General features: G+C 64.8%; 21 protein-coding genes. 12 read left to right on the top strand and 9 right to left on the bottom strand.

Annotated elements, in window-relative coordinates:
* Nucleotides 1-228: 228 nt before the first annotated feature.
* On the bottom strand, nt 229-1,398 hold the full coding sequence (pobA, locus tag JEY66_RS03205) for a 4-hydroxybenzoate 3-monooxygenase (protein WP_026191955.1): 1,170 nt from the start codon (nt 1,396-1,398) through the stop codon (nt 229-231).
* Nucleotides 1,399-1,664: 266 nt separating this feature from the next.
* Here pobA and JEY66_RS03210 point away from each other — a divergent pair, with 266 nt between their 5' ends.
* The 9 genes from JEY66_RS03210 to JEY66_RS03250 all read left to right on the top strand — a co-directional run bounded on the left by JEY66_RS03210 (nt 1,665) and on the right by JEY66_RS03250 (nt 10,681).
* Nucleotides 1,665-2,687: a TRAP transporter substrate-binding protein gene (locus tag JEY66_RS03210; RefSeq protein ID WP_026191954.1), complete on the top strand. Its 1,023-nt coding sequence runs from the start codon at nt 1,665-1,667 to the stop codon at nt 2,685-2,687.
* A gap of 159 nt (nt 2,688-2,846) precedes the next feature.
* The gene (locus tag JEY66_RS03215; protein WP_016847480.1) at nt 2,847-3,413 is read left to right on the top strand and encodes a TRAP transporter small permease; all 567 of its coding nucleotides are present in this window, start codon (nt 2,847-2,849) and stop codon (nt 3,411-3,413) included.
* 6 nt (nt 3,414-3,419) lie between these two features.
* Nucleotides 3,420-4,736 carry a TRAP transporter large permease gene (locus JEY66_RS03220; protein WP_016847481.1) on the top strand — a complete coding sequence of 439 codons (1,317 nt, stop codon included), beginning with the start codon at nt 3,420-3,422 and terminating at the stop codon, nt 4,734-4,736.
* Between the two features lie 4 nt (nt 4,737-4,740).
* A complete protein-coding gene (locus JEY66_RS03225) occupies nt 4,741-5,202 on the top strand; it encodes a DUF3237 domain-containing protein (protein WP_018269106.1) in 462 nt (153 codons plus the stop codon).
* Nucleotides 5,203-5,457: 255 nt separating this feature from the next.
* Entirely contained in the window at nt 5,458-6,252 is a 795-nt protein-coding gene (locus tag JEY66_RS03230) for a crotonase/enoyl-CoA hydratase family protein (RefSeq protein ID WP_026191952.1), read from the top strand.
* Nucleotides 6,249-8,120 carry a feruloyl-CoA synthase gene (locus tag JEY66_RS03235; RefSeq protein WP_018269104.1) on the top strand — a complete coding sequence of 624 codons (1,872 nt, stop codon included), beginning with the start codon at nt 6,249-6,251 and terminating at the stop codon, nt 8,118-8,120. The genes JEY66_RS03230 and JEY66_RS03235 overlap by 4 nt, the downstream gene beginning before the upstream one ends.
* A 20-nt stretch (nt 8,121-8,140) precedes the next feature.
* Nucleotides 8,141-8,902, top strand: a complete 762-nt coding sequence (locus JEY66_RS03240) for an SDR family NAD(P)-dependent oxidoreductase (protein WP_018269103.1) — start codon at nt 8,141-8,143, stop codon at nt 8,900-8,902.
* A 62-nt stretch (nt 8,903-8,964) separates the two neighbouring features.
* Nucleotides 8,965-9,384 carry an acyl-CoA thioesterase gene (locus JEY66_RS03245; protein WP_016840935.1) on the top strand — a complete coding sequence of 140 codons (420 nt, stop codon included), beginning with the start codon at nt 8,965-8,967 and terminating at the stop codon, nt 9,382-9,384.
* Nucleotides 9,385-9,529: 145 nt separating this feature from the next.
* Entirely contained in the window at nt 9,530-10,681 is a 1,152-nt protein-coding gene (locus JEY66_RS03250) for an ABC transporter substrate-binding protein (protein WP_018269102.1), read from the top strand.
* Nucleotides 10,682-10,808: 127 nt separating this feature from the next.
* Here JEY66_RS03250 and JEY66_RS03255 read toward each other — a convergent pair whose 3' ends face one another.
* From JEY66_RS03255 to JEY66_RS03270, 4 genes are all read right to left on the bottom strand, one after another.
* A complete protein-coding gene (locus JEY66_RS03255) occupies nt 10,809-11,192 on the bottom strand; it encodes an endonuclease domain-containing protein (RefSeq protein ID WP_075969043.1) in 384 nt (127 codons plus the stop codon).
* A 271-nt stretch (nt 11,193-11,463) separates the two neighbouring features.
* Nucleotides 11,464-12,195 carry an ABC transporter ATP-binding protein gene (locus tag JEY66_RS03260; protein ID WP_018269101.1) on the bottom strand — a complete coding sequence of 244 codons (732 nt, stop codon included), beginning with the start codon at nt 12,193-12,195 and terminating at the stop codon, nt 11,464-11,466.
* Nucleotides 12,192-13,961 carry a branched-chain amino acid ABC transporter ATP-binding protein/permease gene (locus JEY66_RS03265; protein ID WP_016840938.1) on the bottom strand — a complete coding sequence of 590 codons (1,770 nt, stop codon included), beginning with the start codon at nt 13,959-13,961 and terminating at the stop codon, nt 12,192-12,194. Before JEY66_RS03265 ends, JEY66_RS03260 begins: the two co-directional genes overlap by 4 nt.
* Before the next feature lie 5 nt (nt 13,962-13,966).
* Entirely contained in the window at nt 13,967-15,007 is a 1,041-nt protein-coding gene (locus JEY66_RS03270; protein WP_016840939.1) for a branched-chain amino acid ABC transporter permease, read from the bottom strand.
* Nucleotides 15,008-15,187: 180 nt separating this feature from the next.
* Between JEY66_RS03270 and JEY66_RS03275 the strand changes: the two genes are divergently transcribed.
* The gene (locus JEY66_RS03275; RefSeq protein WP_016840940.1) at nt 15,188-15,706 is read left to right on the top strand and encodes a MarR family winged helix-turn-helix transcriptional regulator; all 519 of its coding nucleotides are present in this window, start codon (nt 15,188-15,190) and stop codon (nt 15,704-15,706) included.
* Between the two features lie 90 nt (nt 15,707-15,796).
* On the opposite strand, the gene JEY66_RS03280 is transcribed toward JEY66_RS03275, so the two are convergent.
* Entirely contained in the window at nt 15,797-16,282 is a 486-nt protein-coding gene (locus JEY66_RS03280; RefSeq protein WP_016840941.1) for an adenosine-specific kinase, read from the bottom strand.
* Nucleotides 16,283-16,599: 317 nt separating this feature from the next.
* On the opposite strand from JEY66_RS03280, the gene JEY66_RS03285 reads away from it, so the two are divergent.
* Complete coding sequence (locus JEY66_RS03285; RefSeq protein WP_016840942.1) at nt 16,600-17,769, top strand: saccharopine dehydrogenase family protein; 1,170 nt, start codon at nt 16,600-16,602, stop codon at nt 17,767-17,769.
* 47 nt (nt 17,770-17,816) lie between these two features.
* Here JEY66_RS03285 and JEY66_RS03290 read toward each other — a convergent pair whose 3' ends face one another.
* The gene (locus tag JEY66_RS03290) at nt 17,817-18,542 is read right to left on the bottom strand and encodes a phosphorylase family protein (RefSeq protein ID WP_016840943.1); all 726 of its coding nucleotides are present in this window, start codon (nt 18,540-18,542) and stop codon (nt 17,817-17,819) included.
* A 213-nt stretch (nt 18,543-18,755) separates the two neighbouring features.
* Between JEY66_RS03290 and JEY66_RS03295 the strand changes: the two genes are divergently transcribed.
* Nucleotides 18,756-19,985, top strand: a complete 1,230-nt coding sequence (locus tag JEY66_RS03295; RefSeq protein ID WP_016840944.1) for a GNAT family N-acetyltransferase — start codon at nt 18,756-18,758, stop codon at nt 19,983-19,985.
* Here the strand turns inward: JEY66_RS03295 and JEY66_RS03300 are convergent.
* Together JEY66_RS03300 and JEY66_RS03305 are read right to left on the bottom strand one after the other, a co-directional pair.
* Nucleotides 19,982-21,265, bottom strand: coding sequence for a glycerate kinase type-2 family protein (locus JEY66_RS03300; protein ID WP_016840945.1), 1,284 nt, complete (start codon nt 21,263-21,265; stop codon nt 19,982-19,984). The two genes, JEY66_RS03295 and JEY66_RS03300, sit on opposite strands and share 4 nt — an antisense overlap.
* 213 nt (nt 21,266-21,478) lie before the next feature.
* Nucleotides 21,479-22,711, bottom strand: a complete 1,233-nt coding sequence (locus JEY66_RS03305; protein WP_018269100.1) for an ABC transporter substrate-binding protein — start codon at nt 22,709-22,711, stop codon at nt 21,479-21,481.
* Nucleotides 22,712-22,973 lie beyond the last annotated feature (262 nt).

A 22,973-nucleotide genomic window follows, 5' to 3' on the forward strand; every position in this document is an offset into this window, starting at 1 on the left:
ATCTCCCGCTGTCATCGCACGGCTTGCCGCCTTCGCTAAAGCTTCGGCGCGCCAAGGATCCGGAGCCTCGTCGAAGCCTTGGCGTAGACGGGACCGGGCGATCCAGTATTCCAGAGACCGCACCGCATGAATCGAGAAGCTGCGGCGTACTGGATACCCCGCATGCGCGGGGTATGACGACGGACATTGCGAAGAGGATGCTGCTCTACAAAAGCATTCGCGACTTATCTAGAACGGCAGCCCCACATAATTCTCCGACAGCGAGGTCGAGGCCGCCTTCGAGCTGACGAGATAGTCGAGCTCGGCGATCTGGATGCGCGCGGCGAATTCGCCCTCGTCGGGGAATTTGTGCAGCATCGAGGTCATCCACCAGGAGAAGCGCACCGCCTTCCAGACCCGCGCCAGTGCTTTCGCCGAATAGCCATCGAGGCCGGCGGAGGATTTCTCGTGGTAATATTCGCGCAGCGCCTGCGACAGATAATGCACGTCGCTGGCGGCAAGGTTGAGGCCCTTGGCGCCGGTCGGCGGCACGATGTGCGAGGCGTCGCCGGCCAGGAACATGCGGCCGAACCGCATCGGTTCGGCGACGAAGCTGCGCAGCGGCGCGATGCTCTTTTCGATCGAGGGGCCGGTGACGATCTCGTCGGCGGCCTTCTGGTCGAGCCGCCGCTTCAATTCGTCCCAGAACCGCTCGTCCGACCATTGGTCGACATGATCGTCGAGCGGGCATTGCACGTAATAGCGGCTGCGGTGCGACGAGCGCATCGTGCACAGCGCAAAGCCGCGCTCATGGTTGTTGTAGATCAGCTCCGGCGAGACCGGCGGCGTCTCCGAGAGGATGCCGAGCCAGCCGAACGGATACACCCGCTCGTAGCTGGTGATCGCCGAAGCCGGCACGCTGGCGCGGCTGATGCCGTGGAAGCCGTCGCAGCCGGCGATGAAATCGCAGGCGATTTCGCGGGTGACGCCGTCCTTGACGTAGCTGACGCGCGGATGTTCGGTGTCGGAATCAAGCGGCTTGACGTCGGCGGCCGAGTAGATCGAGGTCAGGCCGGCAGCCTTGCGGGCATTCATCAGGTCGAGCGTGACTTCGGTCTGGCCGTAGATGGTCACGGTCTTGCCGGTCGAGCCATGCAGGTCGATGCGGTGCCGTGCGCCGCCGAACGCCAGCTCGAGACCGTGGTGGACCAGGCCCTCCTGGTGCAGCCGGGCCGCGGCGCCGACGCTCTCGAGCAGCGACACGGTGCCTTCCTCGAGCAGCCCGGCGCGAATCCGCCCCAGCACATAGTCCGGGGTCTGTCGCTCAAGAATGATGTTGTCTACGCCGAAAGTATGAAGTAGTTGCCCAAGCAACAGTCCGGCCGGACCTGCGCCAATGATTGCTACTTTTGTCCGCAATACCTTGTCCTCCCGATCGGATAGGCTTTTGGCCGGTGCCCGCGCCGTCAACTTGCCAAGGCAACTATATCATATAACGGTTTTGGCAAGGCGGATTTGCGCGGGACGCGCGTTCACCGCAGCGCAAGATGCGGCGGGGCGGGACCGGCGGAGGGTGCGACGAGGCGTCCGCCCGGCGGATTTCGTCTTGAATATCCGCGCGAATTAGATAACATGTTAAGTAATGAGACCGGGCACCAAGCCCGCCCTGGAGAGGAGGAGACGTGATGAGGAAAACAGTGTTGGCGGTGTTGATGGCCGCCGCCATCGTACCGGCCGCAGGACCTGCTGTCGCGCAGGACAAGACCGTCAATCTCAAAGTGTCGCTATGGGTGCCGCCGGCGCATCCGCTGGTGCCGGCGACCCAGGCCTGGGCCGCCGACATCGAGAAGGCATCGGGCGGCACCATCAAGGTCACCGTGTTTCCGTCCGAGCAGCTCGGCAAGGCGTTCGACCATTACGACATGGCGCGCGACGGCATCGCCGACGTCACCTATGTCAATCCCGGCTATCAGCCCGGCCGTTTCCCGATCGCGGCCGCCGGCCAGCTTCCGTTCACCTTTTCCGACGGCAAGAAGGGCACGCTGGCGCTGAACGAGTGGTACCACAAATATGCGCCGACCGAGATGAAGGACACCAAGCTGTGCTTCGCCTTCATCCACGATCCGGGCGCGCTGCATGGCAAGAAGAAGATCGTGCTGCCGAGCGACCTCTCCGGCGTCAAGGTGCGGCCCGCGCAGAGTACCATCGGCGAGATGGTGAAGATGTTCGGCGGCACCAATGTGCAGGCCTCCGCGCCGGAATCGCGCGACGCGATCGAGCGCGGCGTGGCCGACGAGATCACCTTCCCCTGGGGCTCGATCTTCCTGTTCGGCATCGACAAGGTGGTGAAGTACCACATGGACGTGCCGCTTTATTCGACGGTGTTCACCTACAACATGAACCTCGCCAAGTATAATTCGATGTCGGCTGCCCAGAAGAAGGTGATCGACGATCACTGCACGCCGGAATGGGCATCGAAGGTCACCGATCCCTGGACCGATTTCGAAGCCAACGGCCGCACCAAGATGAAGGCGCTGGAAGGCCACGAGGTCTATCCGCTGACATCGGATCAGCTCGCCGAGTGGAAGAAGGCGGTCAAGCCGCTGCGCGACAGCTGGGCCGAGGCGGTGAAGAAGGCGGGCGGCGATGCGGCAAAGATCGACGCCGATCTGCAGGCCACGCTGAAGAAGTACGAGGCGGGGATCTAGACGAGCCGCCGAGGCAAATGAGGTCGTCATGCCCGGGCTAAAGCGCGAAGCGCGTCTTCGCGCAGATGACCCGGGCATCCACGCCTTACTTCTCAACGGAAACGAAGACGTGGATGGCCGGGACGAGCCCGGCCATGACGCGGGGTGGGATCTCGAACCATGGCTGCCAATTCCGAAGTTTCCCCAGACGGCGCGATCACCGGCCCACCCGAGCCGGCGCGCAAGAATTTCATGGATCGCTTCATCGATTCGATCGAATGGGTCGCGGCCTTCTTCGTCGGCGTCGTGGCGCTCAACACCTTCACCGCGGTGTTCATGCGAAAATTCTTCGCGGTGACGATCCCCGACTATTACAATTTCGGCCAGTTCCTGCTCGGCATCCTGATCTTCTGGGGCATCGCGGCGACCAGCTATCGCGGCACCCACATCACCGTGGATCTGGTCTGGGCCAACGCCTCGCCGCGCTACCAGCGCTGGATCGACATCTTTGCGACGCTGGTGCTGCTGTTCGTGGTGAGCGTGCAGACCTACACGCTGGTCGACAAGGTGATCGACACCAGGAACAGCCATATCGTCACCATGGATCTCGGCGTTCCGGTCTGGCCGTTCTTCCTGGTGTCGTGGATCGGCGATGTCTCCGCGGTGCTGCTGATCGCGATCCGCACCTACCGCCTGATCTTCCATCCGGAAGATATCCATGATGCCAAGATCAAGACCGCGGAGTAGACGGCCATGAGTCTCGACCTCAGTCCCGAGACCGTCGCCGTCATCGGCTTTGTCAGCCTGTTCGTGCTGATGCTGCTTCGTGTCCCCGTCGGCATGGCGATGGGCCTCGTCGGCATCACCGGCTTCGGCTATCTCACCGGCTTCGCACCGGCGCTCAAGCTGGTCGGCCAGACCACGATGCGCACGGTGACGGATTATTCCTTCGGCGTGATCCCGATGTTCTTGTTGATGGGCGCCTTTGTGTCCGTCTCGGGCATCAGCCGCGAGCTGTTCCGCGCCGCCAACACCTTCGTCGGCCACTGGAAGGGCGGGCTCGGCATTGCGACGATCGCCGCCTGCGGCGGCTTTGCCGCGATCTCGGGCTCGTCGGTCGCGACCGCCGCGACCTTCTCCGCCGTCGCCTATCCCGAGATGCGCCGCTTCGGCTATCCGCAGTCATTCGCCGCCGGCGTGATCGCGGTCGGCGGCACGCTCGGGGCGATGCTGCCGCCGTCCACCGTGCTCGCGGTCTACGGCATCATCACCCAGCAGGACATCGGCAAGCTGTTCATCGCGGGCGTGGTGCCGGGCCTGCTCGCGATCGTGATGCACATGATCACGATCGGCATCATCGGCGTGACGCGGCCCGGCTTCCTGCCGGCGGGAAAGAAGGCGTCGTGGCACGAGCGCTTCGTTGCGCTGCGCGACGTCTGGTCGCCGCTGCTGCTGTTCCTGTTCGTGATCGGCGGGCTCTATGGCGGCTTCTTTGTTCCGACCGAAGCCGGGGCGGTCGGCGCGGTCGGCGCCTTCATCATCGGTATCCTCCGTGGCAAGCTGACCAGGGAAGGCATCCTGCAATCGCTGCTGCAGGCGACGCGCACCGCGGCCGCCGTGTTCACGGTGCTGATCGGCGCGCTCTGCTTCGGCTATTTTCTCACCATCACCCAGACGCCGCAGCACGTCACCGAGTTCCTCACCGGGCTCGGCATCGGCCCCTATGGCGTTCTGGCGCTGATCCTCCTGATGTATCTGGTGCTCGGCTGCCTGATGGACGCGATGGCGATGGTGATCCTCACCGTGCCGATCGTGTTTCCGGTGGTGACCGCGCTCGGCTTCGATCCGATCTGGTTCGGCATCATCATCGTCATGACGGTCGAGCTCGGCCTGATCCATCCGCCGGTCGGCATGAACGTGTTCGTGATCAAGAGCGTCATCAAGGACGTCAACATGTCGACGATCTTTGTCGGCGTGCTGCCGTTCGTCATCACCGATCTGATCCGGCTGGTGATCCTGATCCTGTTCCCGCTGCTTGCGACCTGGCTGCCGCAGCGCATGATTGGTTAGGCCTATGAAACCCGAGCTCGAGACCAGATACGTCTTCACCATCACTGCCCGGATCGCCGAGGTGACCTCCGCCGGCGACATCGGCAGCGGCGTCCGCCGCATCATTCCGATCATCGGCGGCGAGGTGAGGGGCGAGAAGGTCAACGGCAAGGTGCTGTCGTTCGGCGCCGACTTCCAGATCATCCGGCCCGATGAGCTGATCGAGCTGGAGGCGAAATATGCGTTCGAGACCGACGACGGCGCCGTCGTCTATGTCGAGAACAAGGGCATCCGCTTCGGGCCGGGCGAGTTGTTGCAGAAGCTGAAGCGCGGCGAGCCGGTCGACCCGAAGCTGATCTATTTCCGCACCGTGCCGAAATTCGAAACCGGCGCCGAAAACTACCGCTGGCTGATGCAGCACATCTTCGTCGGCTCCGCCGCCCGCCACGTCGATCGCGTCGTGATCGACGTGCATCAGGTGCTGTAGGGGCTCCCATCCTCCCCTGGAGGGGGAGGATCGGTTCGCATGAAGCGGAGCGCAATGCGAACCGAGGTGGGGTGACAGTCTTTCCATTCAAGCGCTGCCCGTGTTGAGAGATCACCCCACCCCGTCTCACATTCCGCTACGCTTCATGTGAGCCGACCCTCCCCCTCCAGGGGAGGGTCAAGCCGTCACGCGTGTATTGACTCCTGCGATGATAGTTATAAAACATAACTATTCTGAACAGGAAGCAATAACGCCATGGGAAACGCTGCCGGCGGGGGAGACGCCTCGCTGCTCAGGATCGAGACACGAGGGGCGGTGCTGACGGTCGGGCTGAACCGTCCCGCCAAGCGCAACGCGCTGAACGACGGCATCATCCTGGCGCTGCGGGATTGCTTCTCCGCGATACCGGATGCGGTCGGCGCCGTCGTCATCCATGGTATCGGCGATCACTTCTCGTCCGGCCTCGACCTTTCCGAACTGACCGAGCGCGACGCCACCGAGGGCCTGGTGCATTCCCAGATGTGGCACCGCGTGTTCGACCGCATCCAGTATTGCCGCGTGCCGGTCATCGCCGCGCTGAAGGGCGCCGTGATCGGCGGCGGGCTGGAACTGGCCTGCGCCGCGCATATCCGGGTTGCCGAGCCGTCGGCCTATTTCGCGCTGCCCGAGGGCCAGCGCGGCATCTTCGTCGGCGGCGGCGGATCGGTGCGGCTGCCGCGCCTGATCGGCGTGCCCAGGATGGCGGACATGATGCTGACCGGCCGGGTCTATTCGGCGACCGAGGGCGCCGCCTACGGCTTCTCGCAATACCTCACCGAGGCAGACGGCGCGCTGTCGAAAGCGCTGGAGCTTGCCGAGCGCGTCGCCGCCAACGCGCCGCTGACCAACTTCGCCGTGTTGCAGGCGTTGCCGATGATCGCCGAGGCCAATCCGCAGACCGGCCTCTTGATGGAATCGCTGATGGCGACCGTGGCGCAGAGCGACAAGGAAGCCAAGAAACGCATCCGTGCGTTTCTTGATCGCAAGACCGCCAAGGTGAAGCCGACATGAGCGCCGCGCCGTCTGCAACCGCCAGCACCGCGCATCCGCTGCGCCCGATCTCGTTCGGCAATCCCGACGTCAGCGTCGAGCGCCGCGCCGACGGCACGATCTATCTCCGTCCGAAGCTCAGCCTCGCGGATTTTCCGGTTCGCCTCACCGATCGCCTGCACCACTGGGCGAAGGCCGAGCCGAACCGCGTGTTCATGGCCGAACGTGCAGCCGGTGGCGGCTGGCGGCAGATCACCTACGTGCAATTGCTCGAGACGGCGCGGCGCATCGCCTCCGCGTTGATCGCGCGCGGATTGTCGGCCGAGCGGCCGATCGTGATTCTGTCGGGCAATTCGATCGATCATGCCCTGATGGCACTCGGCGCGCTCTATGCCGGCGTTCCGTTCTGCCCGGTGTCGCCGGCCTATTCGCTGGTGTCGCGCGACTATGGCAAGCTCAGCTTCGTCATCAAGCTTCTGACGCCAGGCCTCATCTTCGTCGACGATGCCGACAAATTCGCCGACGCGCTGCGCGCCAATGTCGAACCCGATGTCGAGATTGCCGCGAGCCGCGGCACCGTGCCCGGCCGTGACGTGACGCGCCTCGCCGGCCTCATGGCGACGCCGGAAGACCCGCGCCTCGATGCGACCCATGCGGCAATCGGTCCGGACACGATCGCGAAATTCCTGCTGACGTCGGGGTCGACCGGCAATCCCAAGGCCGTCATCAACACCCAGCGCATGATCTGCGCCAACCAGGTGATGCTGCGCGAGACGCTGGCGTTCCTCAAGGACGAGCCGCCGGTCATCGTCGACTGGTTGCCGTGGAATCACACCTTCGGCGGCAATCACAATGTCGGGCTGACGCTCTATAACGGCGGCTCGATGTATCTCGACGAGGGCAAGCCGATGCCCGGCGGCATCGAGGAGACCGTGCGAAACCTGCGTGAGATTTCGCCGACGGTCTATTTCAACGTGCCCAAGGGCTATGAATCGCTGCTGCCCTATCTGCGCGACGATGCCGGTCTGCGGGCAAAATTCTTCGACCGGCTGCATGCGATGTTCTTCTCGGGCGCCGCGCTGTCGCCGTTCATCTGGAACAGCCTCGATGCGCTCGCCGTGCAGGAGAAGGGCTATCGTGTGCCTGTCCTGACCGGCCTCGGCGCCACCGAGACCTCGCCGTTCTTCATGTCGGTGCGCCCCGATACCAGCCGCTCCGGCCATGTCGGGCTTCCGGTGTCCGGCAATGATGCGAAGCTCGTTCCGAACAACGGCAAGCTCGAGGTCCGCGCCAGGGGCCCGAACGTGACGCCGGGCTACTGGCGGCAGCCCGAGCTGACCGCCAAGGCGTTCGACGAGGAAGGGTTTTACAAGTTCGGCGACGCGCTGAAGCCCGCCGACGCTGGCGATCTCGATGCCGGTTTCGATTTCGATGGCCGCATCGCCGAGGATTTCAAGCTGGCGAGCGGCACCTGGGTCAGCGTCGGCCCGTTGCGGGCGCGCTTCGTCGGCACCTGCGCGCCGCTGGTGCGCGACGTCGTGATCGCGGGGCTCAACCGCGACGAGCTTGCGGCAATCGTGATCCTCGATCTCGATGGCTGCCGCCTGATCAATCCGGCGCTCGCCGGCAATGATATTGCGGCCGCGGCCAATGATCCGCTGGTGCGAGCGGCTTTCCGCGAGCGCTTCGCGCGTGTCTTGGCCGGCGCCACCGGCTCGTCGAACCGGATCGCGCGCGCGCTCCTGCTCGACACGCCGCTGTCGATCGATCGCGGCGAGGTCACCGACAAGGGTTCGATCAACCAGCGCGCCGTGCTGGAGCATCGCACGGACATCATCGAAGCGCTCTATGCGCCGGTGCCGCCGGCATCGGTGATCACACTCGTCTAGTTCTCGAACAGGAGAAAGCCATGCAGTTGAAGGACCAGGCCGCCATCGTCACCGGAGGCGCATCGGGATTGGGCGCTGCGACCGCGCGCCGTCTCGCCGCGCAGGGCGCCAGGGTCGCGGTCTGCGACCTCAACGCCAAGCTCGCCGAAAGCGTCGCGGCCGAGATCGGCGGCATTCCGGTGGTCTGCGACGTCGCCGATGCTGCGGCGGCCGAAGCTGCCGTCGCGGCCGCCGCCAAGGCGCACGGCCCGGCGCGCGTGCTGGTGAACTGCGCCGGCATCGGGGTGGCAAAGCGCGTGATCGGCCGCGAAGGGCCGATGGCGCTGGCCGACTTCGACAAGGTGATCAAGGTCAATCTGATCGGCTCGTTCAACATGCTGCGGCTTGCGACCGCTGACATGGCCAAGCTCGAGCCGCTCGCAACCGGCGAGCGCGGCGTCGTGATCTCGACAGCCTCGGTCGCGGCCTATGACGGCCAGATCGGGCAGGCGGCCTATTCGGCCTCGAAGGGCGGCATCGTCGCGATGACGCTGCCGATCGCGCGCGAGCTCGCGCAGTTCGGCATCCGCGTGCTGACCATCGCGCCCGGCCTGTTCATGACGCCCTTGCTGGCCGGCCTGCCGCAGGAAGCGCAGGATTCGCTCGCCGCCGCGATCCCGTTCCCGCGCCGGCTCGGCCAGGCCGACGAGTTCGCCTCGCTGGCGCTGCACATGATCGACAATCCCTATCTGAACGGCGAAGTGGTGCGGCTCGATGCCGCGCTCCGGATGGCGCCGCGCTGAAGCATGATCCGGAAGAGCATGAACGCCCTTCTGGATCGCTCATGCTCGATCGAGGGTAAACCATGTTCGTCAATCGGCGCGACGTGCAGATCCAGTGGGGCGATTGCGACCCCGCCAACATCGTCTACTACCCACGCTACTTCGCGATGTTCGACGACTCGACCTCGATCATGTTCGAAGCCGCCGGCTATTCGAAGCAGGACCTCGTCCACAAATACGGTCTGGTCGGCATTCCCATGGTCGACACGCGGGCGAAATTTCACATCCCGTCGACCCATGGCGACTGGATTACCATCGAGAGCCGGATCGAGAGCATCAAGCGCTCGAGCTTCGAGGTGGTGCACCGCGTGTTCAAGGGCGAGGCGTTGGCGATCGAGGCGTTCGAGACCAGGGTGCTGGTCGGCCGCCACCCGGACGATCCCGCCAGGCTGAAATCGGCGCCGTTTCCGCAGGAGATCATTGACCGCTTCATGAAGGGCTGACTCGCACCCCTCATGACACGACTTTCGGAGCATGATCCTCTCGGAAAACCGGTTTCCACTTTTCCGGATCATGCTCTAAAGAAGGGGCTGAATTGGCCCGCAAGACCGTTTTAAACCCAAAAAACTTAACTGCAGGGAGGAATGAATGAGGAAGGCCACTCTCGCCGCCGCGGCGCTCGCAGCAGCCATCGCGCTGCCGGGCGCGCCCGCACAGGCGCAGACCAATGAAATCACCATCGGCATCACGATCTCGACCACGGGGCCCGCCGCGGCGCTCGGCATTCCCGAGCGCAACGCGCTCGATTTCGTGCCGAAGGAGATCGGCGGGGTGCCGCTGAAGCTGATCGTGCTCGACGACGGCGGCGACCCGACGGCTGCGACCACCAATACCCGGCGCTTCGTCACGGAGTCCAAGGCCGACATCATCATGGGCTCCTGCATCACGCCGACGACGATCGCGGTGTCGACGGTCGCCAACGAGGCCGGCATCCCGCATCTCGGCCTCGCGCCGTTCCCGATCAACGACGCCCGCGCGAAGTGGTCGGTCGACCTGCCGCAGTCGATTCCGATCATGGGCAAGGTGCTCTACGAGCACATGAAGGCGCACAACATCAAGACCGTCGGCTATATCGGCTATTCGGATTCCTACGGCGACCTCTGGGTCAATGACTTCAAGGCGCAGGCCGTGCCGATGGGCTTGACCATGACCGACGAGGAGCGCTTCGCGCGTCCGGATACGTCGGTTGCGGGCCAGGTGCTGAAGCTCGTCGCCGCCAATCCCGACGCCATCCTGGTCGGCGCCTCCGGCACCGCCGCGGCGCTGCCGCAGACCGCGCTGCGCGAGCGCGGCTACAAGGGTCTGATCTACCAGACCCACGGCGCCGCCAGCATGGACTTCATCCGCATCGCCGGTGCGGCCGCGGAAGGCGTCATCATGTCGGCCGGCCCGATCATGTCGCCGGAAACCCAGCCCGACAGCGCGCTGACCAAGAAGCCCGGTCTTGCGTTGAATACGGCCTATGAAGCCAAGTACGGCGCCAACAGCCGCAGCCAGTTCGCCGGCCACTCGTACGACGCCTTCGAGGTGATGAAGCGCGTCATCCCGGTGGCGCTGAAGACCGCCAAGCCCGGCACGCCGGAATTCCGCGAGGCGATCCGCAAGGCCTTCATCTCCGAGAAGGAGATCGTCGCGAGCCAGGGCGTCTACAACTGGACGGAGAAGGATCGCTACGGCCTCGACGACCGCTCGCGTATCCTGCTGACGGTCAAGGGCGGCAAATACGTCCCGGCGATGTGAGCCGGTCTGAATCAGTGAGGTGAGAAAGCCGGCCTCGATAACGGGCCGGCTTTTTTCTTACCCTGCCCTGGAGGGGGAGGGTCGCGTCGCATCGCGTCAGCGATGCGACGCGGGGTGGGGTGACGCTCTATCGTCGTCGGTGGTGCTTCAGTGGCACGGCTACCGCTCCGCGCGCACCGTAGATCTCGACATAGATCCGCTCCAGCACGGCGTTGAGGTCAGCCGCGATCTCCGAATTCCAGAACCGGATGACGCGGTAGCCTTCTTTCTCGAGCCAATGCTGCCGTTCGCGATCGTGTTTCGCGGTCTCGTCTTCGTTGTGGTGTCCGCCGTCGAGCTCGACGACGAGTCGTTTGGCCGGGCAGAAGAAATCGACGACGTAAGGGCCAATCGGTGCCTGTCTTCGAAAATGCGTTCCGTCCGTTGGCAGCTCTCTCAGCGCGCGCCACAGTATTCGTTCATGCGGTGTGGTATTCGCTCGCAGCTTCTTCGCAGTTGCTCTCGGATTGATGCTGAGACCATTTGTGCGGCTTCACCCCACCCCGATTGCGCCCGACGATGCTGCGCATCGCGCGCGCAATCGACCCTCCCCCTCCAGGGGAGGGTAAAGTGGAGCGCAATCTTCGCGCGAATGCAAGTCGATGGACGGCTCTTACCCTCCCCTGGAGGGGGAGGGTCGCTTTGCATCGCAAATAGCGATGCGAAGCGGGGTGGGGTGACGGTCTATCCGCGTCGATAGTACCTCAATCACCACTGGCAACCGACGCACAACAAGGGCAAATCTAGATCGCGCTCTCGCCTTCGTGCTGGAAGCCGAGATAGCTCGCGGCGACGCCCTTGTTGGCGGCGATCTCCGTCGCGGGGCCAGCGAGCACGAACTCGCCGAGCTCCATGACATAGGCGCGGTCGGCGATCTGCAAAGCGGCCTGCGCGTTCTGCTCGACCAGCAGCACCGAGACGCCGGCGGCGCGGAGCTCGCCGACGATGCGGAAGATGTCGGCGACGATGATCGGGGCGAGGCCGAGGCTCGGCTCGTCCAGCATCAGGAGCTTCGGCGCGCCCATCAGCGCGCGGCCCATCGCCAGCATCTGCTGCTCGCCGCCGGACAGCGTGCCGGCAAGTTGCTTGCGCCGCTCCTTGAGCCGCGGGAACAGCGTGTAGACCCGCTCCAGCGAGGCTGCCGCGACGGCCTTCGCGATCCGGAAGGCGCCGAGCTCGAGATTGTCCTCGACATTCATGGTGCCGAACAGTTCGCGATGCTCGGGCACCAGGCTGAGGCCGGTTGCGACGCGGTCCTCGATATCGAGCGGCGCCATGTCGACGCCCGCGAACGTCGTGCGGCCCTTCAGCGGCAGCACGCCCATGATGGCGTTGAGCAGTGTGGTCTTGCCGGCGCCGTTGGCACCGATGATGGTGACGATCTCGTTCGGGGCGACGTCGAGCGAAACGCCGCGCACCGCCTCGACCTTGCCGTAGGAGATGTGGACGTCGGTCACCGATAGCAGCGCAGTCATGCGGCGGCTCCGAGATAGGCCTTGATCACGTCGGGGTTGCGCTTGATCGCGGCCGGCGTGCCCTCGGCGATCTTGGTTCCGAAATCCAGCACCACGATGCGGTCGGCGAGATCCATCACGAACCCCATGTCGTGCTCGACCAGGAGCACGGACATGCCGCCGTCGCGCAATTGCCGGAGCAGCGCGGCCAGCCGCTGCTTCTCCATGTGGCGCAGGCCGGCGGCCGGCTCGTCGAGCAGCAGCAGCATCGGATCGACGCACAGCGCGCGGGCGATCTCGACGATGCGTTGCTGCCCGAGCGACAGCGAGCCCGCGAGCTGGTCGATCTGGTCGGACAGGCCGACGCGCGCGATCTGCCGCGCGGCCTCCGCCAGCAGCTTCGCCTCATCAGTGCGGTCGAGCCGCAGCATGCTGGAGATCGCGCCGGAATTGCCGCGCAGATGCGCCCCGATCGCGACATTTTCCAGCACGGTCATGTCGGGCACCAGCTTGACGTGCTGGAAAGTCCTGGAAACGCCGAGCTTGACGACCTCCTGCGGCGGGGCGTTCTCGACTTCCTTGCCGAGCACGGAGATCTTGCCGCTGGTTGCGGTCAGAACGCCGGTGATCAAATTGAAGGTGGTGCTCTTGCCGGCGCCGTTCGGGCCGATCAGCGCGACGATCTCGCGGGCGTTGACGTCGAACGAGACGTCGTTGACCGCGAGCACGCCGCCGAACTGCTTGCGCGCCTTGTCGATGTGCAGAAGGATCGGAGACGTTCCTGGCGCCCGTTCGCGGTGCTCCAGCTTCACGGCCGCGTCCGGGGTCTTGCGGGCGGGCTTGAACGGCAGCCGCGACATCAGCCAGGGCCAGACGCCCTGCGGCGCGAGCTGCAGCAGCAGCACCAGCATGATGCCGAACACGATGGTCTCGAGCTGGCTCTGGCCGCCGAAGATGTAGGGCAGGTAGCTCTGCAGCACCTCCTTGAGGATCACGACGATGCCGGCGCCGAGCACGCCGCCCCAGACGTAGCCCGCGCCGCCGACCACGGCGATGAACAGATACTCGATGCCGGCCTGCGCGCCGAACGGCGTCGGGTTGGCGGCGCGCTGGAAATGCGCATAGAGCCAGCCGGACAGGCCGGCCAGCACCGCGGCATAGATGAACACCAACAGCTTGGCTCGGGGCGTCTGCACGCCGAACGCCTCGGCCGCGACATGACCGCGCCGTAAGGCGCGGATCGCGCGCCCCGTGCGGGAGTCCAGGAGGTTCATGGTCAGCAGAGCGGAGAGCAGCACCGCGACCCAGATCGCGTAGTAGATCGCATCCGGGCTCAGCATCCTGAACGAGCCGATCGACAGCGGCGGAATGCCGGAGATGCCGTCGTTGCGGCCGAGGAATTCGAGCTTGCTGAACAGATAGAACAGCCCGATGCCCCAGGCGATGGTGCCGAGCGGCAGATAATGGCCGGATAGCCGCACCGTGACGATGCCGAGCAGCACGGCCGCGATGCCGCTGACCAAGAGCGAAGCCGGCAGCGTCAGCCAGGGCGAGACGCCGTAGGCGGTGGTCAGCACCGCCGTGGTGTAGGCGCCGAAGCCGCAGAACGCGGCCTGCCCGAACGAGGTCAGGCCGCCGACGCCGGTGAGCAGCACGAGGCCCATCGCGACCAGCGCGGCGAGGCCGATATTGTCGAGCAGCACGATCCAGAACGGGGGGATGCCCGGGACAAGCGGAATCACCGCCATCACGAGCGCGAAGATGATGAGGGGAAGGCGCTGCGTCATCGCGCTCAATCCTTCTCTTCTTCGACCTCGGGCGCCGCGAGCGAGCGCAACACGAGCACGGGGAGGATCAGCGTGAACACGATGACTTCCTTGAAATTGCTGGCGTAGAACGATGAGAAGGCCTCGACGATGCCGACCACGATGGCGGCGACCGCGGTCAGGGGATAGCTGACCAGGCCGCCGATGATGGCGGCGATGAAGCCCTTCAGGCCGATCAGGAAGCCGGTGTCGTAGTAGAGCGTGGTGATCGGCACGATCAGGATGCCGGAAATCGCGCCGATGACGGAGGCGAGCAGGAACGCGATCTGGCCGGACAGCGTGGTGCGGATGCCGACCAGGCGGGCGCCGAGGCGGTTGACCGCGGTGGCGCGCAGCGCCTTGCCGGTCTTGGTGTAGCCGAAGAACAGCCACAGGGCGACGATGAAGCCGATCGTCAGGCCGTAGACCGCAAGGCTCTGCCCGGTGAAGCGCAGCGGGCCGGCGGTCACCGCGGCATTCGACAGCGCAGGCGCGCGCAGGCCTTCGGCGCCGAAGAACACCAGGCCGAGGCCCTGCAGTGCCAGATGGCAGCCGACCGAGGCGATCAGCAACACCAGCACGGAGGTGTGCGCGATCGGCTGGAACGCGATGCGGTAGAGGAACAGCCCGATCGCCGCCACGATCAGGAGCGCGAGCGCGATGTTGACGGCGACCGGCGTGCCGGGGCCGACCAGCGCGTAAACCAGACCGAGCAGCGCGACGGGAAAGGCGATGTTGAGCGCGACCGAGCGGATCACCAGCCGCGCATGCAGCGCGTTGCGGGCGAAGAACAGGTCGAGGGCGAAGGCGACGAGGCCCATCGCGACGGCAAGCCGCGCCGTGCCGGGCACCTGGCCGGTCGCCAGCATGGCGTAGCTCAGCGCGCCGTAGGTGACGAATTCGCCCTGCGGGATCAGGATCACCCGCGTGACCGCGAACACCAGCACCAGGGCCAGCCCGAGCAGTGCGTAGATCGCGCCATTGGTGATGCCGTCCTGCAGCAGGAACAGCATGATCGTTGTGTTCAAGGCCGAGCGCTCCCCCTCAAGCGTCGGACCGCCTCAACCGGTTGTGCCGGTCAGGTCGGCCGATATCGGCTGTTGAAAGCTGCCGATATTTGATATAGTCCATAACAATTATCGGATATAATCTCAAGGTCCCCGCGCGTCGTGCGGGGATTCTTGTACCGGGATTGCGAGCCTGGAGCGATGACTGTTTCCAAGACCGCCACCGATGCCCTCCGTTCGTCGCGGGCCCTGCGCAGGGAACCGGCCGATCCTGCCGGGGACGACGGCATGCTGCAACTGGGCGAACTGTCCGGATTGCTCGGCTATTCGTTGAAGCGCGCGCAGCTCAGGGTATTCGAGGACTTCCTGCGTTGCGTCGCGCCGCTGCAGCTGACGCCGGCGCAGTTCTCGGTGCTGCTGCTGCTCGACAAGAATCCGGGCCGCAACCAGACCGAGATCGCCAACACGCTCGGCATCCTCAGGCCGAATTTCGTCGCGATGCTCGACGCGCTGGAGAGCCGCGACCTTTGCGCGCGGATGCGCTCCACCAACGACCGCCGGTCCCACATCCTGGTCCTGACCGACAAGGGCCGCGCCGTGCTGGCGCGCGCCAAGAAGCTGGTTGCCAACAAGCACGAGGCGCGGCTGATCGAGGTGCTCGGTCCGGCCAACCACGCCGCGCTGCTGGAGATGCTGGCGAAGCTCGCGCAGGAGTTTTGAGGGGGCGTGACGGCCCGTCCGCTCGCAATGACGCGTTGGGTTGATAGATATCCGGCATGCGGGCGCCGCCAGGCGGCGAACCATCGCGGTCTAAAGCTTGTAGCCGATGTTCCGCAGCAGATCCTTCCGCCACGTAATGTCGGCGTCGGTTTCGACACCCAGCGGCGAGGCGCCATCCACCACGCCGAGCACGCCGCGCCCGAGCTCCGTCTGCGCGACGATCACCTGTGTTGGATTGGCCGTCGAGCAATAGATGCGGCAGACCTCCGGCACTGCGCGCACCGCCGGCAGCACGTTGACGGGAAAGAACCCGTCGCCGAGGAAAATCAGGAAGGTGTGACCGGCGCCGATCGCCAATGCGTTGTCGCGAGCCAGGGCGAGCGAGGCGTCGTCGTTACCGGAGCAGCGCACCAACCGCTTGCCGGAGGCCTCGCAGAAAGCCACCCCGAAGCGGATGCGCGGAACCGCGCCCACCAGCGCTTCGTGAAGGTCTTCCACGGTCTTGATGAAATGCGACTGGCCGAAGATGAAGTTGGTCTCATCCGGCTTGACGATGGGCACCACGGTGAGTTCCATGGCTTCGCTCCTGCACGCGAACTCCCCAATCCATGGTAGGCCGTCGGAGGGCGTTTGCAAGCGGCCACAGGCGCTCAAATGTGCCGGCTGTCTGCCTTCGGCCCACGCCGACCAGACCCAGCGTCCGTACTCACGACGGCTCTCAAGGGGGACCGGAAATCGCCGGGAGGTTGCGCGCCGAAGGGCGGCAATTGTGGTATCTTCCGTCAAGCGCGATGGCCCGTATGTTGCGGCCCCTCGCAAAACGCCGCGAAGCGTACCGACCGTCGCTAAGGATCTGAAGGGAGCGCTTCCGGGGCTCGAGGAGGATCAACGCCGTGAAGCGGGACTTCGACCTCATCGTCTATGGCGCGACGGGTTACACCGGGGGTCTCATCGCCGAATATCTGGCGACATCCTATCGCGGCGACGATGCTCCGTCCTGGGCAATTGCGGGACGCTCGACCGACAAACTCCAGAAAGTGCGTGCCGACATCGGCGCACCGGACGATTTGCCGTTGGTGAAGGCGGATGCCGCCGAGCCGGCCAGCCTGCGTTCGATGTGCGAGCGCGCGGCCGTGGTCGTCACCACGGTCGGGCCCTATCAGCTTCACGGTTCCGAGCTAGTGGCGGCATGCGCGGCCACCGGCACGGCCTATGTTGATCTTTGCGGCGAACCGGGCTGGATGCGGGGTATGATCGACGCCCATCACGAAGAGGCAAAACGGACCGGCGCGCGCATCGTCTTCTCCTGTGGCTTCGATTCCATCCCGTTCGATCTCGGTGTGCTCACGTTGCAGGAGAAGGCGCGCGAGAAATTCGGACGCCCGGCGCGGCGGGTGAAGGCCCGTCTACGCAAGGTGAGGGGTGGCATGTCTGGCGGCACCGCGGCGAGCGCTCAGGCGACGCTGGCCGCCGCGGCGCGCGACCCGGCCCTGATCCGGCTGCTGACCGATCCCTTCGCGTTGACGCCGGGCTTCACTGGGCCGTCTCAGCCGTCGGGCCTCGTCCCCGAATATGACACGAGCATGCACGCGTGGCTCGTGCCGTTCCCGATGGCGCCGATCAACACCAAGAACGTGCACCGCACGAACTTCCTGTTGGGCCATCCCTACGGCAGGGACTTCGTTTATGACGAGATGATGGTGGCGCCGGGACTTGGGGACATCGCGAGCGTGACGACGGAGACCTTCGCCACGGTGGTGTCCTTGTTCGGGACCGGCGGTCTCAAACGCGGCGCAGGCCCGACCCGGGAAGCGCGCGAGAGGGGCTTCTACGACATCTTCTTTCTGGGCGAGGTGCCGGATGGCGGACGGGTCGAAGCCGTTGTCACCGGCGACCGCGATCCGGGCTATGGCTCGACCAGCAAGATGATCACCGAAAGCGCTCTCTGCGTCGTGCGCGACGTGCAGGGCGAGGGCGGCATCTGGACGCCGGGCGCGCTGATGGGGCCGGCCTTGCGCAACCGTCTAAAGGAGCGCGCCGGCCTCACCTTCAGTGCGCGTTGAGGTCGCGCAGTCGGCAGGTATAGCAGCCCGTTCGGCTAAAGAAGCGACTAGAGGGCGATCATACGATCTTCCGCTACGATACTTGAGCTTGGCTCCGACTCATCTGCTTGCAAGGAAGGCAGTCCTAATCCAGGGCCAAGCAATTGACGGCAGCGAAGCAGCGCCGCAAATCCGAACAGTGCGTCGAGACCGGTCCGAAGCAGCATCGGTAACTCGCTCGGCTGTTTCATTGTCGCACGGGTCAGCGCGGCGAGATCGATTGTCCCGTTTGCACGCACTGCGGCCAGGGCGGCGGCAGGAAGCTGCCGACCGGCCGGATCCATGATCACGCGGACGGCAGTCATCGGGAGGCCGCGCGCTGCAGCGACACTCGCCGCCACATGGGATTCGTTATCGACCGCCAGCGCGCCTGTACTCATATGCAGCGAGCGCTTCGCTTCTGGATGCATGGCGACGGTGGCCACACCGGCAATAGGGCCATAAATCGAACCGGGGATGAGTCGAAGCAAGGCTTGCGACCAGTCCCGATCAGTGAAGAGCTGAATCGTTTCCGAAACGATCGCCGATGCTACGACGCATGCGCCTGCCGGGAGGTCGGGCGAAAGGCCGCCCGCGACGCCAAAGCTGATGAGACCGTAGCAATCCTCAGCAATTGCCGACGCGAGAGACTCCGCGAGCGTGCTGCCATCGCCACTGCAGATCGCCTGCGTATGCAGGTCTGCAGCGATCCGCGCCTCAAATGCAAGTCCCGTGACTCCAATCACCGATGCCATGAGTCCGCTCCAGGGATGCCGCGCTGGACGGCGGGTGTCCGCACATGCGGGTCGTATCAGGAGTGTTCTGCTCCAACGCCAAATCGCAAATGACTAACGAGTTAGTTTCTGACGGATATGTTAGCTGCTTTGTTTTGGCGCCGTGATAAATGCTGCCCTAGGGCCGGGATCCGTGGCGAGCGTGAGATCGTGCCGGAAGCTGCAACAGCGCACTTGACGAGCCAAATCGGCGACCTCACGGGACGCGAGCCGATGCAATGTCCGCCGCATCTCCAGGTCATTGTGCGGAGCGATTTGGAGCATTGTCCGCGCTGGCAGTTCGCCTTCGCGAGCGAGCGCAAGGATCATCGATACTATGAGTTGGTCGAGGATACCCTTCACCCCGAGGTCGATTACCGGTATTTCCTCATCAAGGATGCGGTTGACCAGGTTTGTGCTGTACAGCCATTCTTCCTAATGGACCTGGATATGCTGGCCGGTGCGAGCCCGCGGTTTGGCGTACTCATCGACGCCATTCGCCGGATGTGGCCAGGTTTGATGCGCGCCCGTGCGCTCATGGTGGGGTGCGTCGCCGGGGAAGGTCATCTTGACGGGAACGAGGCCTGCCATCGGGGCTGCGCGGAACTGCTGGCCTCTACGATTGCAATACATGCTCGCAGGCTCGGGGCGCGGCTGATCGTGCTCAAGGAGTTTCCGGCGCGATACCGACCAATCCTCGACTGCCTGATCGCTCACGGCTTCACCCGCATCCCCAGCCTGCCCATGACCAGGCTTTGCATCGATTACGCCAATTTCGATGACTATATGAATCATGCGCTCAACAGCGCAACCCGTAAGAAACTTCGCAAGAAGTTTGAGGCGACAGCGCGGGCCTCTCCATCCGTCGAGATGAACGTCGTCAACGACGCGACGCCGGTGATCGCGCAGATCTATCCATTGTATTTCCAAGTCTATCAGCGTTCGAAACTGCACTTCGAGAAGCTGACGGAACAATACTTCTGCGACTTGGGGCGGCGGATGGGGGACAAGGTCCGCTTCTTCCTCTGGCGTCAGAACGAGCGGATCGTCGCGTTTGCCGCATGCATGGTACACGGTGACGCGATTTATGCGGAGTACATAGGTCTCGACTACGATGTCGCCTTAGACCTGCACCTCTATCATTATGTGTTTCGCGACATGGTGAGCTGGGCAATCGCCAACGGGTACAAATGGTTTCGCAGCAGCGGGCTGAACTATGATCCAAAGCTGCACCTGAGGCACTTGCTTGACCCGATCGACTTATACGTCCGGCACACCTCCGCGCCGGTCAACTCGGTGTTGAAGCGCATTTTGCCGGTGCTCGAGCCGACGCGATATGACCAGACGCTTGCGAAGTTTCGTAACTATCAGGAGCTTTGGGCGCAGCCCGAGACTGGCCTTGGGTCCGTCGAGGACACGGCCTAATCCACCAAAATCACCCGCACGTCATTGACGTTGGTCAGCGTCGGCCCGGTCAGGAGCAAATCCCCGGTCTGCGCGAAGAACCCCGTCGCATCGTTGTTCTCGAGATAGGCCTTCGGATCGAGGCCGATCGATTTCATCTTCGCGAATGTCGCCTGGTCGATCACGGCGCCGGCCGGATCGGTCGCGCTGCCGGCGCCGCCGTCGGCGCCGTCGGTATCGGCGGCCAGCGCCGCGACGTCGGGCGTATCCTTCAGCAGGCCGGCCAGCGCCAGCGCGTATTCCTGGTTGGGGCCGCCGCGGCCGCTGCCGCGCACCGTCACCGTGAGCTCGCCGCCGGAGATGATCGCAACCCGCTTGCCTTCGCTGCGCGCCTTCAGCGCAAGCCGCGCATGCTCGGCCGCGACGTCGCGGGCCTCGCCTTCGAGATCGGCGCCGAGCGCGATGGTCTCGTAGCCGGCGTCCTGCGCGACCTTCACGGCGGCGTCGATCGAGGCCTTCGGCTTTGCCAGCAGTTCGAATGTCGCCCGCGCGAAGGCGGCATCGCCGGGCTTGCAGCTTTCGTTCGCGGGGTCGTCGAGCGCGCGACGGACCGCGTCGTCGATCGAGAGATTGTATCTGGCGACCAGCGCGCGGGCATCCGCCAGCGTGGTCGGATCCGGCACCGTCGGCCCCGAGGCGATCGCGGATGGATCGTCATGCGGCACGTCCGATATCGCCAGCGTCACGATCTCGGCGGCGTGCTGGCCGGCGCGCGCCAGCCGTCCGCCCTTGATGCGCGACAGATGCTTGCGCACGGTATTCATTTCGCCGATCGGCGCGCCGGAGCGCAGCAGCGCGCGGTTGACCTGCTGCTTCTGGGTAAAGCTCACGCCCTCGACGGGCGCGATCCAGTTCGCCGAACCGCCGCCGGTCAGCAGCACCAGCAGGAGATCGTCCGGGGTCGCTGTCGCGGCGAGCTGCAGCGTGTCGTCCGCCGCCCTGAGCCCGGCCTCGTCGGGCACGGGATGACCGGCCTCGACGACCTTGATGCGGCGGGTCGGCACGCCATGGCCATGACGGGTGGTGGCGATGCCGACCAGCCGCGACGGATCGAGCTCGAGCGCGTCGAGATAATGCCGCTCGGCCGCCGCGGCCATCGCCGCGGCGCCCTTGCCTGCGCAGAGGCAGATCACGCGGCCCTTCGGCACCGGCCGCAGCCGCGACGCCAGCACGACATCGGGATGCGCAGCCGCCACCGCGGCATCGAAGATCGAACGCAGGAAGGGACGACGGTCGGTCATGGCTGTGCTTTCGTGAGAGGGGAGGCGCCACGATGGGATTGCATTTCCCTCTCCCGCTTGCGGGGGAGGGTTAGGGTGGGGGTGTCGCCGCGAATCGTATTGTGGGAAGAGTCCCCACCCGGATCGCATCTTTGATGCGATCCGACCTCCCCCGCAAGCGGGAGAGGTGAAGTAAGAGCGCAGGGCGCGGATCGAATCAAAAAGCTGCTGCCTCTAGTTTCCGCCGACTTCGCCGCTGATGACGTCGCCGAACAATTGCCAGCGCTCGCCCTTGAACTGCATCAGCTGCAGTTGCTCGATCGGCTGGAAGTCGGCAGGCCCGGTCGACAGCGTCACGCCGGGCAGCAGGCCGCCCTGCGCGAATTGCTTCAGGCTCGCCGCCTGCTTCATCACATTGGCGCGGGTGAGGTCGTCGCCGCAGCGGCGCAGCACCTCGACCATCGTGGTCGCCATGTTGTAGCCGGTCATCGCCGAGGCATCGACGCGGTTGGTGTCGGGCATGTATTTGGCGAGCAGTTCGTCGAACGCCTTCATGCCGGCATCATCCTTCCATTGCGGATCGCTGGCGTCCTTGGCGTAGGCGGCCGAGATCACGCCCTGCGCATTGTCGAGCCCGGCCGGACGCATCACGGTCGCGGTGGAGGCCGAGACGTTGGAGACGATGGTCACCGGCTTCCAGTTCATCTCGCCGAGCTTCTTGATCGCCTGGGCGCCGAATTTCGGCGTGGTGAAGAAGACGATGACGTCGGGATTGGAGGATTTCAGCCGCACCACATGGGAATCGATCGTCGGCTCGGCGACTTCATAGCTCTCCTTGGCGACGACGCGCGCGGGGTCGCTGGCGAAGCCGTCTTCCAGGCCCTTGAGGTAGTCCTTGCCCATGTCGTCGTTCTGGTAGAGCACCGCGACCTTGGCGGCGGGCTTTTCCTTGAGCAGATATTTCGCGTAGATCCGCGACTCGCTCTGGTAGCTGGGCAGCCAGCCCATGGTCCACGGGAAGGCCTTCGGGTCGTTCCACTTGGTCGCGCCGGTGGCGACGAACAGCTGCGGCACCTTCTTGGCGTTGAGATATTTCTGGATCGCGGTGTTGGAGGCGGTGCCGAGGGTGCCGAACAGGAACAGCACCTCGTCGCTCTCGACCAGCTTGCGGGCCTGCTCGACGGCCTTCGGCGGCGAGTAGGCGTCGTCATAGGAGACGAAAGCGATCTTGCGCCCGTTGATGCCGCCGTCGTCGTTGACCTTCCTGAACACCGCGGCCATCGCCTTGCCGACCACGCCATAGGCCGACGCCGGGCCGCTATAGGGCACGATGTTGCCGATCTTGATCTCGGTGTCGCTCGCACCGGTGTCGTACTTCTTCTGCGCCCATGCGGCATTGCCGGTCGCGGCGGCGACGGCGAGGCCGAGCAGGGCAGTTGCGACACGGTGTCGGATCGGCATCGGCATTTCCCGAAATCTCCTTGTTGTTGCCGTCGCGCAAGGGCGCCGGTTTCTTGTCGGGGTCTTGCCGGCTTACCTAGCGTATTGCCGGGCAAAGTGTAAGCAGGCATTGCCCGGGCCGGCCTGCGAGCAGGGCCGTGGCTTTAAATTCTGGTTTCTGACGCGTTTTCTTCGCACGAACCGATACCCGCTTCGCCCGAGAACGCGCCAACAAAAAGCCCCCCGCGACGGTATCGCAGGGGGCCATTCCCGGTCGAGGGGCGGCGGG

The sequence above is a fragment of the Bradyrhizobium elkanii USDA 76 genome (assembly GCF_023278185.1).
GTDB classification, from domain to species: Bacteria; Pseudomonadota; Alphaproteobacteria; order Rhizobiales; family Xanthobacteraceae; genus Bradyrhizobium; species Bradyrhizobium elkanii.